At 42.2% G+C, this 19,195-nt stretch carries 6 protein-coding genes; 1 reads left to right on the forward strand and 5 read right to left on the reverse strand.

Annotation, left to right across the window (positions count from 1 at the left end; genetic code table 11):
• Positions 1–170 precede the first annotated feature (170 nt).
• From T7867_RS16920 to T7867_RS16930, 3 genes are all read right to left on the reverse strand, one after another.
• The gene (locus tag T7867_RS16920; protein ID WP_221405999.1) at positions 171–2,924 is read right to left on the reverse strand and encodes a glycoside hydrolase family 3 N-terminal domain-containing protein; all 2,754 of its coding nucleotides are present in this window, start codon (positions 2,922–2,924) and stop codon (positions 171–173) included.
• A gap of 1,268 nt (positions 2,925–4,192) precedes the next feature.
• Positions 4,193–7,468: a WD40/YVTN/BNR-like repeat-containing protein gene (locus tag T7867_RS16925; RefSeq protein ID WP_084375682.1), complete on the reverse strand. Its 3,276-nt coding sequence runs from the start codon at positions 7,466–7,468 to the stop codon at positions 4,193–4,195.
• A gap of 227 nt (positions 7,469–7,695) precedes the next feature.
• Complete coding sequence (locus tag T7867_RS16930) at positions 7,696–10,851, reverse strand: VPS10 domain-containing protein (protein WP_245660238.1); 3,156 nt, start codon at positions 10,849–10,851, stop codon at positions 7,696–7,698.
• Between the two features lie 377 nt (positions 10,852–11,228).
• Between T7867_RS16930 and T7867_RS16935 the strand changes: the two genes are divergently transcribed.
• Positions 11,229–12,578, forward strand: a complete 1,350-nt coding sequence (locus tag T7867_RS16935) for a serine hydrolase domain-containing protein (RefSeq protein WP_068221737.1) — start codon at positions 11,229–11,231, stop codon at positions 12,576–12,578.
• Positions 12,579–12,809: 231 nt separating this feature from the next.
• Here the strand turns inward: T7867_RS16935 and T7867_RS16940 are convergent, their stop codons facing one another.
• Entirely contained in the window at positions 12,810–15,644 is a 2,835-nt protein-coding gene (locus T7867_RS16940; protein ID WP_068221735.1) for a PD-(D/E)XK nuclease family protein, read from the reverse strand.
• A 403-nt stretch (positions 15,645–16,047) separates the two neighbouring features.
• The gene (locus T7867_RS16945; RefSeq protein ID WP_068221730.1) at positions 16,048–19,170 is read right to left on the reverse strand and encodes a UvrD-helicase domain-containing protein; all 3,123 of its coding nucleotides are present in this window, start codon (positions 19,168–19,170) and stop codon (positions 16,048–16,050) included.
• Positions 19,171–19,195: the final 25 nt, after the last annotated feature.

The raw sequence follows: 19,195 nt of genomic DNA on the forward strand, positions 1-19,195 counted from the left end.
AAGCCTCGGGAGAGAGGGACGGCATATTCCGCTAGAATTAAACGATACTGCTCTTAGATGCACACAGTACCGTCTTCCTCCTATGGGGGAAGACAGGAGATGGGGGCTTCGGTGCCATCCTTGGGAGATTCCCGCCTACGCGGGAATGACAGCAAAAAAAAGGAAGACTTCTAATTTCCTAGCTGAATCTCTTCCTTCACTTCAAAACTCTCTCTTAAACCTTCTGCTGAGTTGCCACCAACTTGCACTCTAAACTGGCCAGCTTCTACTACCCTTTTCATTTCACGGTTCCAAAGGGCGAGGTCTTCTGGCTGTAACTGAAAAGTAATGAGCTTAGATTCTCCCGGCTGTAGGGCCACGCGCTCAAAGGCTTTGAGTGATTTAACAGCTGTGGTTACTGAGCTATAAACATCCGTTACATAAAGCTGAGCTACTTCTTCTCCGGCACGATCTCCAGTGTTAGTGAGTTCTACGGTAACCGTCACTTGCGCATCACCTACAGTTTCTATCTTCAAGTTTTTGTATTCAAAAGTGGTGTAGCTTAAGCCATAGCCAAATGGATAGAGCGAAGTAATTTTCTCATCGACATAGCGGTGGTTACGGGTTGGTTTGGAGCTGTAATACATCGGCAACTGACCAACATTTCTAGGGAAAGTCACTGGTAGCTTTCCACTTGGGTTAGCGTCTCCGAATAAGGTCTGAGCTACAGCCATTCCACCCTTTTCTCCCGGAAACCACGCTTCCAGAATAGCAGGCACTTTTTGCTGCAGTCCGGTAATGCTTAGCGGTCGGCCATTGTAAACCACAGCAACCACAGGCGTACCTGTAGCCAAGATCTCATTAAGAAAGTCTTCTTGCAGTCCGTATAAATCTAGACTAGAAACATCCTTGTTTTCCTCTACCAACTCAGGGGTTTCACCCAACACCACAATGGCAACTTCTGAGGATTTCGCCAGATTAACGGCTTTAGAATAGTCGGGCTTTTCCTTGTTCCAAAGTAGGAAAGCCTTAGCTCCATATCCTCCCTCCCACATATCGAGCACAATTTTGTATTCCTGACCTGCCTTAAAGCTCATAGGTGCGGTTTCAATATTGGTGGCTCCTTTGCGCCAGTTGTCGATCACCATTTGGCCGTCTACTTCCAGTCGTACGCCATCATCAGAACTGACCCCAACCCAACCTTCAAAGTCAGTATCAGGCACCAACCAACCTTCCCAACGAATGGAGAAATGGTCAGCATTCACTCCTTCACCGGGAGATTCTTCCCATTCAAAACCAACTTGCTCATCGATTCTGGTGAGCACTGGCTCACCTTCTAAATCACGATTATTGAAGAAGGTAGCTTTCAGTCCTTTCTTAGATTTATCAGGAGTCAGAAGATTGGCCGAAGGCACTGTTTGCCCTTTGTAGATCAGAGGAATTCCTACTTCGTATTGAACAGTAGCCGTACTTCCCAAATACTGCTTTACTCCGTCAAATACCGTGATGGCTTTAGCTCCTTTTACAGAATAGCCACCTAAAACTGACTCATTGGCCAACGGCCCTAGCACCGCCACTTTCTTCATTCCTTTGTTCAGCGGCAGCAAATTATCTTCATTCTTCAGCAACACCATCGACTTCAGCGCAGCTTCCAAAGCCACCTGCTGATTACCTTCAGAATGATGTCTGTCATCGATCAAAGCCTGCGCGGTATATGGATTCTCGAACAGGCCGAGCATAAACTTCAGTCGCAATACACCCGATGCAGCTCTATCTACATGAGCCACATCCATTTCACCAGACTTTACCAAATCGATAATGGTTTCTTGATATTGCTTGTTCGGGAAATCATAGAACTGCATATCGATACCAGCAGAAATTGCCGCTTTGATAGACTCTCTAGGCGAAGCAGTAGATCGGTGACTAGTCTGCAAAAACTTGATAGCACCAAGATCGGAAACCACAATGCCTTTAAAGCCCCATTCGTTACGTAAAATCTCCGTCAGCAAATGCTGGTTGGAAGCCATTGGCACTCCATCGATCTCCGAATAAGCGGCCATGGTTCCCAAGGCGCCACCTTCCTGAAAAGCTTTTCGGAAAACCGGCAAAAAGTCTGTCCTTACCGATCTTTCACCATAGAGAATCGGGCCTGAGTTTCCTCCAGCTTCTGGTGAACCATGCACTGCAAAGTGCTTTGGTTCAGCCACCATGGCTGTGTTTTTAGTGAGGTCATCCCCTTGAATTCCCTGAACCAATGCCGTTCCTAAAGTAGCTGACAAATGCGTGTCTTCACCCAAGGTTTCTGCAATTCTACCCCAACGAGGTTCGCGTCCTAAATCCAAATTGGGACCTAAACCGAAGTGCACGCCATGCGCACGGCCTTCCATGCCTATTACTTCGCCCACACGTTTCATTAAATCGGCATCCCAGGTAGCACCTAAGCCAATATTCATAGGGAAAGCTGTACTTCCTTCACCTGTATAGCCATGCAAAAACTCACAGAAAATGATGGCAGGAATGCCCCAGCGATTGTGCTCAATTACATACTTCTGCAAATCGTTAATGTCTTTGGCATTTCTCGGGTAGAGATCGTGGATGGAGCCTACACCTAGACCATCGCTAAAGGTTGTTTCTACGGCAGAGCGTTTCAGCGCTTCGTTTTCCTTGAGTTTGGCACCGTCATACATATCCATCTGGCGCACCTTTTCTTCCAGACTCATGCGAGAAAGCAGGTCTTTTACCCGTTCTTCTACTGGAAGCTTAGCGTTTTGATATGGGTATTGCTGCGCCAAGGCTGGAGAGAACGCAAATAGTGTAATAAGCATCAATAATTTTAGCCCTCGTTGGAGTTGTCTCCAACGAACTAATTTCAATAGTTTGTTGGTCACAAGACCAACAAAGGCGAAACGAGCTATCTGGGTATTGATGTTTGTTGATATTGTCATCAACAAAGGCTTGAGCTGAGAAAGTCGAAAGGAAAAAAGTAATACAAAAACGGTTAGTAGTCTGCTTCGTACCATGATGAGATTTTAGTAATTGTCTAATCTACATTTTCTAGCTTAAGTGTGGAAACTGGTTCGAAGAAAAACCACCACTAACTCTTCCTGAATCAGAAGGGGAATTAGCCTATGCTGGGTTTATAGACTTCTGAATTATTTAAGCTTTTTATATAAAACTAAACTGGGTCGATCCCTCAGTAAACTCGGGATGAAAACAACAGTTTAGATTTCTTTACCCCTCGTTGGAGTTGTCTTCAATGAGTTCGTTTCAATGGTTTGTTGGTCACAAGACCGACAAAGGCTGGAGCGACCACCACCCCTAACCCCTCCTGAATCAGGAGGGGAATTGGCTTCTTCTGTGTTTATAGATGGTTAAATCAAATACGATACTCAACAGGTAATGGAATTAGGCCGATCTCTAGCTTGCTGATAGCCATCTGACGGCATAGAAAAACTGATTCCCATGTCCCTTTAGGGACTACATATTGGTAGAACTGGAATGATACCGAACCCTTTTGTGCCTTTAGGTACAAAATATGATGTACCTAAAGGCACATCTAAATATCACAATCTATATGGCTACCTAAATTCTGTCCCTAATGGGACAGGTTTTATATGCACCCAAAAATTTACCCCTCATAGAAGTTGTCTCCAACTAGCTGATTTCAATGGTTTGTTGGTTACAACATGAACAAAGACTGTAAGAAAAGTACTTACCACAGGTGAGCACTGGTTAGTGGTTTGTCGGTCACAAGACCAACAAAAGCGAGAAGGCTATGACCGGAGAAAAACCACCCCTACCCCCTCCTGAATCAGGAGGGGAATTGGCTTCTGCTGGGTTTATAAATAGGTGAATTATCAGGAGTTTTCTACCTAAAAACTGAACTGGATTGATTCCTCGATAATATTGGAAGAGACAAAAAACTCCTATAAATAAACCAATATGGACTGAAAGCACCATAGTTTTAGAAGCATCTGAAAGTGGCTTTGAATGGCCGACTTAGAAAATGTACGTCCCGAAAGTTTGTGGGATTAGATTTACGATTGACGTCAATCAAACCCCGAGCACTATCGGGGAGTACATCGTAAATTCCAAGAGGCTTTTTAGAAGCTAAAGCGAAATGCACTAAAGTCCATAGTTTTAACTCCTTTTGCGACCAATAAAAAAAGGGGCACGCACCCCCTCTTTAATCATCAATCAACACTCTCAATCACTAATTAGTACCTATAGGAGCAAAGCTCACATCTTTTACAGCGGAAAGGTATGCACTCCAGTTTTCAGCGTACCAAGCATCCATTTTCTGCTGTAATTCTTTACGTCTGTCTTCAATTTGCTTCAATGAAGTTTTTTGAGCTTGCACTGGTGCATCGTAAGAACCACTCACGGCTCTTAAAAGCGTGAACACCTCTGTTTGCAACGGAGTTGGACCATCGCCACTTCCGCCACCAAAGAAGCCTCTACCTCCACGGCCAATAAGCCCTTGAAGTTCTTCCATCTCCTTTTTTATGTCATTGCTTTTGGTTCTGAGTTGGTTGTACTCTTCACCCCTTTTGCCTTCTAAAGCTTTAATCACTTTATCTACCGACTCGATATCTTCAGAGATTTTACCTGACATTTTTGTAACCTCATTATTGATCACTGAGATATCTCTTAGGAAGTCTCTTCTCGCAATGAGGTTGCTCATTACATACTCTTCCCTAGGGTCCATTTTATACTCTAGCGTAGTTTCATCTGACTCTCCACCTACAGTAATCTTCACCTTATAAGTACCAGGCAAAGCAGGTACACTACCGCCAAACCTGAACCTGTTGTTTCCTCCTTGAGGTTCGTCTTCCTGACCTGGTATGTTCTCATCGAATCTCCATGTAGCCACGTTAAGACCATCTTCTACAGGTATTTCAAAGTCTTTAATAAGTTCACCAGCTTGGTTAAATATTTCGATTTTAGCTTGAGGGCCTCTTGCTCTACCACCGGCTGCACCAGGTCTTCCTTGTCCACCTCTGCCTCCTTGGCCTTCGGCAAACTGGCCTCTTACAGGCGCTCCGTTAGCGTTAGCCTCTCTATTTGGCCTCTGAGGAGTTTCTGGTTTCTTAGCAAAGAACTTGATAGATGCTATTCCGTTTCTTCTATTCTCTCCTTCAAAAGTGGCATTACCCGGGTTTGCAGGTCCATGAGCCGATCTGGTACTCACTTGATAGGCAGTTACGGCCGGAATAGCAGTTACACTGGCGTCCATTACTTCTTTCTGCCCTTTAGAAGCCAATACTCTCAATGGGTTGATATCATCAAGAATCCAGATTGACCTTCCGAAAGTTCCGATTACTAAATCGCTTTCTCTCTCTTGAATCACCATGTCCATGGTAGAAACACTTGGGTAACCATTATTGAATTTGCTCCAAGTTTTAGCACCATCTATTGTTATGTACAAGCCGTGTTCTGTTCCATAGAACATCAAGTTTGGCTCAACTGGGTCTTGAACGAAGGAAAGTGAATAACCAAAGACATCATTTTCGTCTACTAGATGCTCCCATGTTTTACCATAGTTCTTTGTTCTTAACAAGTAAGGTTTAAAGTCGAACCTTCTGTAGTTATTTATGACTGCCACTGCCTCACCATTGTTGTACCTAGAAGCCTTAATTTGAGCCACCCAACTACCAGCAGGTACTCCTTTTAAATTGCCTCCAACATTGGTCCAAGTGGTGCCACCATCTCTAGTAATCTGAATATTACCATCATCTGTTCCTGCCCAGATTACACCTTTTTCAGTTGGGCTAGGCTCAATAGCTAATATAGTTGTATGGTTTTCTGCACCAGTAGCATCAATGGTTAGTCCACCACTTTTATCTTGTTGCTGCTTGGTGGTATCATTAGTAGTAAGGTCTGGAGAAATTACCTTCCAGTTACTTCCTTTATCTGTACTCTTGTGTACAAACTGACTACCGAAGTATATGGTGCTATTATCGAATGGATCTTGAGCGATAGCTGCATTCCAGTTAAACCTAAGTTTTACTTTAGGGTCTTCATGGGTAGGTCTGATATAGCTACTTCTACCAGTAACTTTGTCGTATCTAAACACATATCCTTGTTGAGACATAGCATAACCATAGCGAGAATCGTCTGGATCTGACACTACGTCAAAACCATCTCCGCCACCAATTGGCAAGAAATAGTCATTCCTTATTCCTTCGTTAGTCAATACATAGGCAGGCCCAGTATAAGTACCATTATCTTGTAAACCTCCATACACATTGTAAGGAAATTCATTATCTACCTCAATATGATAGAACTGACCTAATGGAAGGTTCTCAATAAACTGCCAAGTTTTACCCATATCTCGGGTAATGGCTAAGCCACCATCGTTACCCAAAAGCATATACTTGGGGTTATCTGGGTGAATATATAAGGCATGATTATCTACGTGAATGAGGTTTCGGCCAATAATGTTTTCAAAAGACTTACCACCATCTTCACTCCTATGAACATTGGTGAAAATGCTGTAAACACGGTTTTCGTTCTTCGGGTCTACATAGATGTCATAGTAATAGAAAGGTCTGTTTCCAATGTCTCTATTTTTGTTGATCATTTCCCAATTGAAACCACCATCGTCTGAACGATAAAGTGCATTCTGCTTGGCTTCAATTAGAGCATAAACTCTATTTGGGTTGTTAGTTGCGAAGGCAAGTCCCATTCTTCCAAGATCTCCTTCTGGCAAGCCATTCTTTTCTGCCGACTGTTTGGTCCAATTTTTACCTCCATCTAAGGTCATGTAAAGTCCAGAACTTGGGCCACCAGAAGTAAAGAACCAAGGTTCTCTTCTGTGTTGCCACATGTTCACCAAAATCTTATTAGGGTTAGCTGGATCCATCACCATATCGCCAACACCTGTCATTTTATCTACATAGAGAATCTTTTTCCAAGTTTCTCCACCATCGGTTGTTTTAAAAACACCTCTTTCTTCATGATCTCCCCAGGGAGAACCAATAGCACCAATGTAAACTGTATTCGGATCGTCTGGGTGGATGATTATTCTGTGAACATTTCTGGTTTTTTCTAGCCCCATCAGCTCCCAGGTTTTACCAGCGTCTAAACTTCTATACACACCGTAACCACCTGTTAAACTATTTCTTGGGTTACCTTCACCAGTTCCCACCCATACTACATCTGGATTTTTTTGGCTCACAGCCACTGCACCAATAGAAAGAGGAAGCTCATTATCGAAAATAGGCTCCCAAGCAATTCCACCACTTTCAGACTTCCAGAGGCCACCTGAGGCCGAACCTGCGTAAATAACGTCTGGTTGTGTTCTAACTACATCTATTGATGTAACCCTACCACTCATATTGGCAGGTCCTATACTCCTTGGTTTAAGCGACTCCATTTTGCTGAAGTCTACTTGCTGTGCGTTAAGTGTAACGGACACAGCCAGAACAACGAATCCGAAGATCATTTTGCTAATCTTTCGGAATGCAGTAATTTCTAGTCTTTGCATTTTAATTAAGGTTGATTTGAATTTGGACAGATAAGTAATTCAAAAGTTTAGTCTGCTGAAGGAAAATGGTATGAATGGTCAATTGTTGACCAAAACAAGTCACTTATTGGTTTAAGGCGATTGATCAACCCTTTCTTAAGGGTAACAAAAAAGAGGCTCCCTCAAAAACGACTTGCCATAATTGACAATGTTTTGAGGTAGCCTCTTTACAATTTTTCTTAACTAAACTACTTACTACCTATTGGAGAGAAGTTCACTGCTTTTACAGCATTCAGGTAAGCATTCCAATTACTAGTATACCAACTATCCATTTTCTGTTGAACCTCGGCTTGCTGCTTTTCAATTCTTTCCATCAGCATCTTCTGAGTTCTACCAGGCATATCATTAGTACCGCTTACAGACCTCATTGCCGAGAAAACATGTGAGATAAGCGGAGTTGGCCCATCTGAGCTACCCCAAAATCCTCTACTACTACTCCCTATAAGTGCCTGAATCTCTTCTAGCTCTTTTTTGGTTTCGTTACTTTTCTTCTTCAACTCGGCATATTCTTCGCCATTCTTACCTTTAAGTGCATCTAGAACACTTTGCACGGTTTTCAAATCTTCAGCTAGCTTAGAAGACATTGAAGCAACCTCTCGAGAAACCTCTCCTATCTGCTTCAACATATCTCTTTTAGCCACCAAAACTTCCATTGAAATATCCTCTCTCGGATCTGTTTTGTATTCCAACGAAGTTTCATCAGACTCACCATTAACAGTAACCTTTACCTTGTAAGTACCGGGTAATGCTGGTGTTCCTTGCCTTAAGAATCTTGAAATACCACCTTGATTACTAGCACCTTCTTGCTCAGGAGCATTTTCATCGAATCTCCATCTGGCTACATTCAAACCGTTTTCAATATTGGATTCAAAATCTCTAATCAAGTTCCCATTCATATCTAGGATTTCGATTTTGGCCTTTTGCTTCTTCTTAGCGTTATCATCCATTCCAGTATTTGCGAAGAATTTAATCTCTGCAAAACCGTAGGGCCTATTTTCGCCTGCAAAAGTAGCACTACCAGGGTGTCTCTGTCCATTTCCGGCCCTTGAACTCACCTGATAAGCCGTTTTAGTTGGCACTAGTGTTACAGAACTTTTAAGTACATCGTTCTGACCATTTTTAGCAAGAACTCTTAATGGTTGAATGTCATCTAACACATAAATAGCTCTACCAAAAGTACCAATTACCAAATCTGACTCCCTTTCTTGAATGGCTAAATCCATTGTAGAAACGTTCGGATATCCGTTGTTAAACTTAGTCCAGTTTTTAGCACCGTCTATTGATATGTAAAGACCGTGCTCTGTTCCTAAGAACATCAAATTAGGTTCAACTGGGTCTTGGATGAAAGACAAAGCATAACCAAATACATCTTCTTCGTCTACCAGTGACTCCCAAGATTTACCGTAGTTCTTTGTCATAAATACATACGGTTTAAAATCGAACCTTCTGTAGTTATTGATGACCACTACTGCCTCTCCTTTATTGTATTTGGAAGCACGGATTTGAGGAATCCAGCTACCTGCTGGCACACCTTTAATATTCTTAATTACGTTAGTCCAAGTCTGACCACCATCTCTAGTTATTTGAAGGTTACCGTCATCGGTTCCAGCCCAAATTACACCTTGCTCTACAGGGCTAGGCTCAATAGCCAAAACGGTAGTGTGGTTCTCTGCACCTGTGGCATCTATGGTCAAGCCACCGCTTTCATTTTGTCTTTGCTTAGTGGTATCATTTGTACTTAGGTCTGGTGAAATAACATCCCAACTATCTCCCTTATCTGGGCTTCTGTGCACAAACTGACTACCAAAGTAGATAACGTTATTGTCGAAAGGATCTTGAGCTATTGGCGAGTTCCAGTTAAATCGAAGCTTCATGTCTGGGTCTGGATGCATTGGCTTGACAGACTTAGTATTTCCGGTCAGCTTATCGTAACGCACCACATTTCCTTGTTGAGACATGGCATAGCCGTATCTTGAATCATCAATATCTGGTAGAGCATCGAAGCCATCACCTCCAAGTAGAGGCTGATAGTAATCATTTCTCAAACCTCCGCTTACCCATTTATAGGCTGGGCCAGTCCAAGTTCCGTTGTCTTGCATTCCTCCATACACATTGTATGGCAGCTCATTGTCTACTGCAATATGGTAGTACTGGCTAAGCGGAAGATTTTCCACAAACTGCCAGGTTTTACCCATATCTCTGGTAATGTGCAAACCACCATCGTTACCCAAAATCATGTATTTTGGATCGTCTGGATTAATGTACAAAGCATGGTTATCTACGTGAATCAGGCCATTGGGAATAAGTCTTTCAAAAGACTTCCCTCCATCTTCACTCACGTTTACATTGCTGAAAATAGTGTATAGCCTATTTTCATTGGTTGGGTCTACGTAAATATCGAAGTAGTAGAAAGGTCTGTTACCAATTTCCGATTTATTGTTGACCATTTTCCATGTATGACCGCCATCGTTCGACTGATAAAGGGCGTTCTTTTTTGCTTCGATAAGCGCATATACTCTATTTGGCTTATTCTCCGCAAAGGCAAGTCCCATTCTACCCAAATCGCCTTCTGGCAAGCCATTTTTCTCTGGCGTTTGTTTGGTCCAAGTCTTACCTCCGTCAAGTGTCATGTACAAGCCTGAGCTTGGACCGCCAGAAGTAAAGAACCAAGGCTCTCTTCTATGTTGCCACATGTTTACAAGAATCTTATCTGGATTAGAAGGATCCATCACCATATCGGCCACTCCAGTCATTTGATCTACATAGAGAATCTTCTCCCAAGTCTCACCGCCATTGGTAGTTTTATACACACCGCGCTCCTCATGGTCACCCCAAGGCGAACCAATAGCACCTACAAAAACCGTATTAGGATCGTCTGGATGAATAATTATTCTGTGAATGTTACGAGTCTTTTCCAAGCCCATCAGCTGCCAGGTCATTCCAGCATCTATACTTTTATACACTCCATAACCGCCTGTTAAACTGTTTCTTGGGTTACCTTCACCAGTTCCCACCCAAATAACATCTGGGTTTTTCTGGCTAAGTGTTACGGCTCCTATTGAAAGGGGTAATTCTGAATCGAAAATAGGCTCCCAGCTTAGGCCGCCACTTTCAGACTTCCAAAGTCCGCCTGAAGCAGAACCTGCATATATAATCTCTGGGCTACTTCTAATTACATCTACCGATGTAATTCTACCACTCATTCCTGCTGGTCCAATGTTCCTTGGCTTGAGTGACTCCATTTTGGAGAAGTCGATGGTTTGGGCTGATAACGTTGAGGCTGCAAAGCACAGCATAACGAATAATGCGCCACCAAAAGACTTCAAAAAATTGTTTCTAGTCATTTTTAATTGCTTTATGGTTGATTTCCGAAACTCAAAAAGTAGCAATTAACTCAAACCTACGGGAGGCCTTTTAGATAAGTGGTAAGTGGCTCTATTGAGAAGCCACAAGCTCTATATTACAATATTCAGAATAAATTATATTATTGACGTATAGGTAATTATCCTTTAGGAGATGGACTCATCTAATCCGTAATGCCCAATGACTTAATCCCTTGAATGATTTTTTCTTATAGAATGAATCTGGGCTACCTCAGGCATATATATAACCTCTAATTGACTTTTATGAATAGCTCATCATTTAAAGCAGTGATTTCTAAAGATATTATCACTTCTTCAAAGTATACATTTGGTCAGGTTATCTTAAAAATTTTATAGCGATGAAAACTCAATCTATTAAACAGCTCTACACTCTTATACTTACTCTATTGGTTTCGGTAACGGCTTTTGGTCAATCACAAAAAGTCTCCGGCATTAATGAGTTTCTAACCACACTAGATAAGCATAACAAGTTTATGGGCGTGGTGGCTATTTATGAAAATGGCGAACAACAATACATTAAAGCAAGCGGATATGCTGACGTGCAAAATGGAAAAAAGCTGAATACCGATACTCGATTTAGAATTGGTTCTATCAGCAAGATGTTCACCGCTGTTCTTACGTTTCAAACAATAGAAAAAGGGCTTTTAAGTTTAGATACACCTCTATCCGATTACTATCCAGAAATAAGTAATTCCGAGAAAATTACCATCTCCGACATGCTAGAACACAGGAGTGGAATTCCCAATTTCACTAATACAGGAGAATATATAGCAAAAATGGAATCGGGCCTTAGTGAATCAGAAGTCTTAAAAATCATTAAAAGCATGAAGGTTGAAATACAACCAAAGACACAAACCTCATACTCTAATTCAAACTACTATTTACTGAGCAAAATTCTTGAAAAAACAACGCAAAAGACCTTTGATCAACTCCTTACTCAAGGAATTACTGCACCTCTCAAACTCAAAAACACATTCTACGGAAGTGAAATTGACCCTACCAAAAACGAGGCATATTCTTACAAGTTCAGTGTTTCTAACAATAAATGGGCGAAGGCCAGTGAAACCAATATGGGAATACCGTTAGGCGCAGGAGCTATTGTATCAAACACAGCAGATTTATCAGCTTTTATCAACGCCTTATTCACTGGGAAATTAATATCCGATAAAAGCTTGGAGCAGATGAAAGAAATAAAGGATGGGTTAGGAAAAGGCATGATGGTTTTCCCTTTCTATTCACAAATGGCCTTCGGACACAACGGTTCAATAGACGGCTTTGAGTCCAGCTTGGCTTATTTTCCAGACTCCAAAACAACAGTTGTAATGTTGGCTAATGCATTATCTGATTACAGCTTTAACAACATAGCTTTGGGAGTTTTGAGTAATTGGTTTGGCAAACCTTTTGACGCTCCCAATTTTTCAGAAAAACCAGTTAAACGTACAGCCGAAGAACTTAAAGCCTTCAGCGGTACCTATTCTAACAGCCAAATTCAAATGAACATTAAGGTTTGGGAAGAGAATGGTAGTTTAATGGCCCAAGCCGATGGCCAATCAGCTTTCAATTTAGACAGTTACGAAAACGATACTTTTAAATTCATTCCCGCTGGCATTACCATGAAGTTCGATTTAGATCAAAAGCGTTTTACATTACTGCAAGGTGGTGGAGAGTTTGTTTTTGTGAAGAAGTAAATCCCCCGGCTGTCGCCAATTTATAAATTGAGTGCTTCTAGTAGTTTCTTCCGTTCTATGGATCGTACTCATATATGAAAATAACTAGGCAGATCCCTCCACTATGCTCGGGATGGAAAAGTAGTAACCATGGAGTTCAGAGCCTACTTTTTCATTCTGAGTTTATCGAAGAATCGGCCAAGAAGTAATTAGATAAACCCCTTCTCCATGGTCGGTTGAAAAAATGAGAGATTACACCCTCTTACAAATCTTGGCAAATTCACAGTAGCCACAGCGCTCCAAATCATCGGTTTGAGCGAAAGGAATTTCAGGATTGAATATTTCCCGAACCAGACTATTCACCCGACCGCCAAAGGCTTCTATTTCTTGATCAGCGAGCGTCTGACCATTCTTGAGCCATTGCGTTCCTTGGCTCAGGCTCTTCATTGTGGTGATACCGACTTTGATTGGTTTCTCTACATGTGGACGAACCAAAACAGCATACAGATAAGCCTGAAAACCGGACTTGTATTTCGGGTCTTGGAAGTGGGTTTCTAGAATTTCTTCGTCAGATTTAGCAGGTCTGCCTTTAGGTACAAAATCCACCTTACCGGTTTTGTAATCGGTAATTCTGAGTACACCATCTTTCTCATCCACACGGTCAATGGTTCCGCTGATTCTTGCTGTTCCCACATTTGGGATTGAAACCAACTGCTCATAACCTTCCTGCTCGAGGCCTACAACCTTGAATGGTGCATCGGCTATATCCAGATCGAGCACCTTCTGAATCAGTTGTTCCATTACCTCTTTGGTTACCAAATCTCGTCCTGTTAGCTGCTGATTATCCTGCACGATTTTATTGCGCTTTAAGGAATCGATCAACTGCTTTTCAACCTGAGATTTCAGGAGCTTGATTTGCTCAGAACCAATTTCTCTCCCCACCCACTGTTGATACAGGTATTCGAGCACCTCGTGAACGACAATCCCCAAATTTCGGGCATCAATATCTTCCCCAACATCCTCCAATTCTTTGAAACTGGCTACATTCTTCAAGTAGAATTTCAGTGGACAAGTAATGTAATTGGTAAGAGATGTTGGAGAAAGGAATTTACCATCTTCAGCTTCCACCGTAAATCGCTTCAGCAGATTAATGACATCTTCGCCTTTCTCAACCTGAACCGAAACATCAGTTTGCACATTGGGTACCAACCCCTCGTAATTCTGACTTTGAACAGTATAATGAGGCAGGTTTTTATAACGCTTTAACCGTTGCAGAATAAACCGACTCTTCTCCCCTGTTGAATCGCCTTGAGTTGTATTGTCATAAACAAAGTGAATCTCTTCAGCTCTCTGAATCAATCGCTTAAAGTGATAGGCATAAATGGCATCTTGCTCTTCAAAAGTCGGTAATTCGAAAACTCTTCTGAGTCCATACGGCACGTAAGAGTTGAGCGTCCTTGCAGTTGGCAATTTGCCTTCATTGGCCGAAACCACTATTAGATGTTTAAAGTCCAACGTTCTGGTTTCTAGAAAGCCCATGACCTGAACACCTCTGACTGGTTCACCTTCAAATGGAATCTTAGCTGCCCTGAAATGCTCCTGAATGATTTTCCTGATAAGCTTCAGGCTGAAATCCTGACGGTCTTGCAAATAGTCATTCAGCTGATTCAACGACTTCAAAAAGAAGTAGATAAACTCCTGATCTGTGGTTCCGCTATCAGTCTCCTTAAAGTGGTAAAAAACAGAAGTGAGATATGACTTCAGAGAGTTGTAGATGCTTGTCCAATCGAGTTTTGAACTTAAAAGCGACTTCAACTCCAGAGAATTCAATTTCTCTATTACCTCACTTTTTAATACTCTAGTGCGCTTCTCTACCAAAAACCACTGGTTCAATTGCTGATATACTTCAGGTTCAAAAACGGCAGCATAAGCGTTGGAAAGGAAAGGTCGGAAATCATAGACATGAAAAACCAACTCGCCATCTCTCAGCTGTGCTTTTCTAACCAGTTCCAAATAACTCAACACAAAGTCAAATACCACCGTGGCCTTCATGGGATAACCCATCGTAACGTTGACTTTATGTCGCTGCATCGGCATGCTATAGAGCAGCGGAATCAGCAGCTTTTCATCGGCAAGAACAACCGCAGTTTCTTCAGGCTTAGCTCCAGCATCCAAAAGCTCAGTCACTTTCTGAGCTGCCAACTGAGCCTGAGCCATATTCTGTGGTACAGAATGCAAAGTGATTTGCTTTGGCTCTTCCAGTGAGTTCGCATCGAAAAGCACACTGTTTGGCCATTTAATTAGATAATCTCGAAGGAAATCTCCGGCTTCTTCCTGTTTCTCTTCTACATAGTAACCGTCTAAATCCCAGTATAACTGTGCTTTTCCTGCCTTCACCAAAGCATCGAAAATTATCTCCTCCGCTTTAGACAATGCATTGAATCCGCAGAAATGATATTGAGCAAAATGGTGATCGAAATTCTCCTGTGAAAGTACATTGGCCAGATTACGATAGAGCATTCCGCCATAGGCCTTTTCTTCTTTCGCCAGTTCCTCCTGGTAGACCTCATACACCGCTCCTACTTCCTTCCATATTTTCAGGAATTCAGTGAGCAGTTTAGTCTTCTCATTCTTTTCAGTTAGGGTTCTGTAACGAGCAATGATCTCCCGAAACTCATCATTATATCCGAAGACATTATCGATTTCCTTAATGTCTTGTAGTGCAGAATAAATCTTTTTGGCATCAGCCATATACCTGTCGATCTCATCATAATCTTTGAGGATGATTTTACCCCAGGCATAGAAATCGTCAAACTCTAGGTCTTTGTCTTTCGACTGGTAGATTTTGTACAGATGGAAAAGCAGTGTCAACTCATCGGTGATGGTCATTCCCGTCATTCGCTGCACGAATTCTTCTACACTGAAGATGGCAGGAAGCATGAAATTCTGATCTCCATATTTGTCCAACAATGCTCGTTTGAAGAACACTCCTCCCCGCTTAGTAGGAAAGACAAAACAATGGTTCTTCAACTCAGGAAGCTGCTCTGCGGATATCTGCTCAACAAGATTTTGGTGGAAGGTTAGCATGATAAAACCTCCTTTCTTGGTACTTGATTTAGTAAGCTTTCTATGTAGTTGGAGATCGAGAAACTCCCCTCTTGCACTTCCAATTCCCCACCTGTTTTAGGAGGGGTTAGGGGTGATAAAATTCCCGTATCCCCCTTTCTAAAGGGGGAATGGTTCGCACTGAAATTGATATTAATCAAGCTTATGGAATTAAACAGACGGATTCTAGCAGTGACACTCCTCCTTGGCGAAGGAGGTTGGGAGGATTGGTTTCTGAATCTAATCCCCCTAGCCCCCTTTTCAAAAAAGGGGGAATAATTCGCGCTAGCCATTTTAGCTTCTGTATCAATCAATGGAGACTGTTGAAGTGTCTTCTTGCACTTCTCTTGTCCCCTTGGCAAGGAACCTGCATGAGTTAAACTCTTCATCTCTCCACCTCCTTCACCAAAACAGGTTCAACATAAATTAGATAACCAGAAACCTTTTCAAAGCCCATGGCTTGAATGGCTCGCATATATCGATGCACTTGAGCATGGTGGCTATCACTTTCAATTTCCTTTTTGTAGTCTATCACTACTGCTTCATTTCCTTTGAAGAGCAATCGATCTGGTTGGTGCTCCCGCCCTTCGAACCAAATACTTCTTTCATTGTAGACTTCATATTCGTCCGAAAACCAAGCGTCAATCTGCTCTTGCGCGAACAATTTTTCAATCCGTTCTTCCACTTGGTTTACCACCTCCCTACTCATTTCACCTGACTGCAGTCTTTGCCTGAGAACAATAGGCAAATCTTCTCTCACACGGATCTCTGACAGCACATCATGCACCTGATTTCCGAGGGTGATATTCTTGGCCTGCTCTGTTTCTTGAAGCATAAAGAATCGGTCCGAGTCGTTTCGGATGGACAGCTGATCGAGAAATGAGGTTGCAGGATATATTTTCAAAACCTCACTCGCTTGATGCGTTTCTGCCTTTCCAACCTTCACGTGATCTTCACCTAGGGAAAACTGGATGTAATCAGATTCTTCCGACTTCTGCAAACCTGCTTCTTCCAGCAAACCAATCATCAACTGATGAATTTGAGCTGTTCCTGGCTTGGTTTGTGGTGCCGATAAGTAGAGCTTTTCTCTAGGTCTGGTAAAAGCCACATAAGTCTTGTTGAGAATATCCAAAGCGCTTTCCTCTGCCTCTTTATAATAATCGTTTTCGAAATAGGAGTCTGTAAGGAGTCCCTTACTGAAGTCTAAAGGAATGTATTTCAGTTCAGCATATTCTGGCGGCACATGCTTGGTCCAGAATTGATGTATGGTAGGCCTTGGGAGCAAATCCCAACTGGTGAATGGAATAAAAACGATTGGCGACTCTAGACCTTTCGATTTGTGAATTGAAAGAATCCGAATGGCATTGGTTTGCTCGCTGGTGCTTACGGTCTGATTTTCTCCTTCCTTCTCCCACCACTCGAGAAAACTAGCGATGGAGTTTCGGCCTTTCTGGGTCTGTTCCAACACTAAATCAAGCAACTGTTGAAGGTAGATGTCCGCGCTCTCCTTCAGGTCGAAAATGATCAGGAGCACGCAAACCAGGTCGAAAAGCGACTGCTGTTTTAGGGAATGAGTCTGCTGAGTAAATTCTGGTGGAAAACCAGCTTTTTCCAAGGTAAGTCTTTGTTTTTTGGAAGTTAGTAAGGCTTCTGAATAATCCTGACCTGTTAATCTCTTGTAAAGGATGATTAGACTTAGTGTCTGAACTTCGTCTTTTCCTGACTGCAAATAGCCTAGCAATTCGAGCACAAACATGACCAAATCGCTCTGCTGTAGTTTTAGCGAATCACCATTGATGAATGGAATTTGCTCCAGCATCAATCGGTTGGCCACGTCTGAGATTTCGCTATTTCTATTCACGAGAATCAGCATATCTTTCAGTCCGTAGCTTTTGTCCTGATTTTGCCTGATATTCTCTACCAAGTTATCAATAGCCAAGTCCTTCCAGCCCTCTGCCTCAAAGAACTTCATATTTACAAAGCCACCTTTTTGCTTCTTAATATCCTGAGCATGACCTTCGAAGGCCAACTCAAAAAGGTTGCTTTCGGTCAGTGAGTCATTCTCCCTTAACGCAGAAGGCAGCCGATCGAAAAGTGCATTGTTGAAATTGACAATCTCGCTTAAGCTGCGATAGTTGTCTGATAAGTTTCTATCTGCTTCATTCGGATAAAACAGCCCCAATTCTTCTTTAATCTGACTCAAGAGCAGTCGCATGTTTCCTCCCCTGAAACGATAAATTGACTGCTTTACATCCCCAACAATCAGCACTTCATGCCCCTCAGACAAGGCATTGATGATTAACGGTTTTAGGTTGAACCACTGGAAGTTGGAAGTGTCCTGAAACTCATCGATCATGATATGTTTGTAGAAACTTCCGAGTTTCTCAAAGATGAAAGGAGCATCGGCTTCGCGAAGCACTTCTTTGAGAATGATATTGGTATCAGAAATGAGCATCACATTGTGCTCATCGCGATAGTCCTTTAGTTTTTGATGAAGCGATTCCAACAAACCAAAAGCATAGATATTTTTGAGAATGGCTCTGGCCGTATTATAATGTTTTCGTTCTTTAGTGACGAAGGCCAAAGCATCTGTTCCGATATAGTGCAAGTCGGATTCTCCTAGCTGACAGGCCAATTCAAAATTTGGACTCTTTTTGGCTCCCCACTGCATTTCTCCATCCAGTGTCTGAAGAAACCTCTTCTTCGTGTCGATTTCAAAGTCGCCTTTATCCAGCGCATAGAAAGCGGCAATGGCTCCTGACGTTCCGTAATGAAAATCTGCCGCAGTCAACCCGTTTTGACTCAACACCTCAAAGGCTTTATTCGCAAATGATTTAGCTGTTTTCTCAAAGGTTTTGATTTCTTTCTTTAAGCTTTCAATCAGGTTTTTCAGCGAGGCTAATTCAACCTTCTGGTCGTTGAACCCATCTTGAAACTCCTCTTTAAAGAGGTTCTTTCCTAACTTCTGAATCTGCTGGTCTACATTCCAGCTTTTGTCATTTTCGACCTGATCTTTAGAATACTGAGTGAGCCAGTTTTTGATCTCAGGCTGATCGTCCAGCTCTCGGAACAGGTTATCGATGGTTTCATTCAAGGCGAGATCTTGGTTCATTTCCACCTCATAGCTTAAAGGCAAATTCAGTTCCCTAGCAAAGGACTTCAACACCCTGGAAAAGAAACTATCTATGGTAGAAACCTCAAAACGGCTGTAGTTGTGAATGATCAAGTCGTAGGCTTCATTCGCTCTGGCAGCTATCTGACTTACATCGAACCTTCCTTCGAATTCAGAAATCAGGACTTTCTCCAAATCAGAAGTTTCGCCCGATGCTAGTTCTTCCAGATTCCGAAGAATCCGAGATTTCATTTCCTCAGTCGCCTTATTGGTAAAAGTAATAGCCAGAATATGCCTGTAATCCTGAGGGTTAGCAATCAGTAGTTTGATGTACTCTTTTACTAGCGTAAAGGTCTTTCCTGAACCTGCAGATGATTTGTAAACAGTTAAAGCCAAATGGGTATTTGTTTGACTTGAAATT

The sequence above is a fragment of the Roseivirga spongicola genome, from assembly GCF_034376045.1.
GTDB classification, from domain to species: Bacteria; Bacteroidota; Bacteroidia; order Cytophagales; family Cyclobacteriaceae; genus Roseivirga; species Roseivirga spongicola.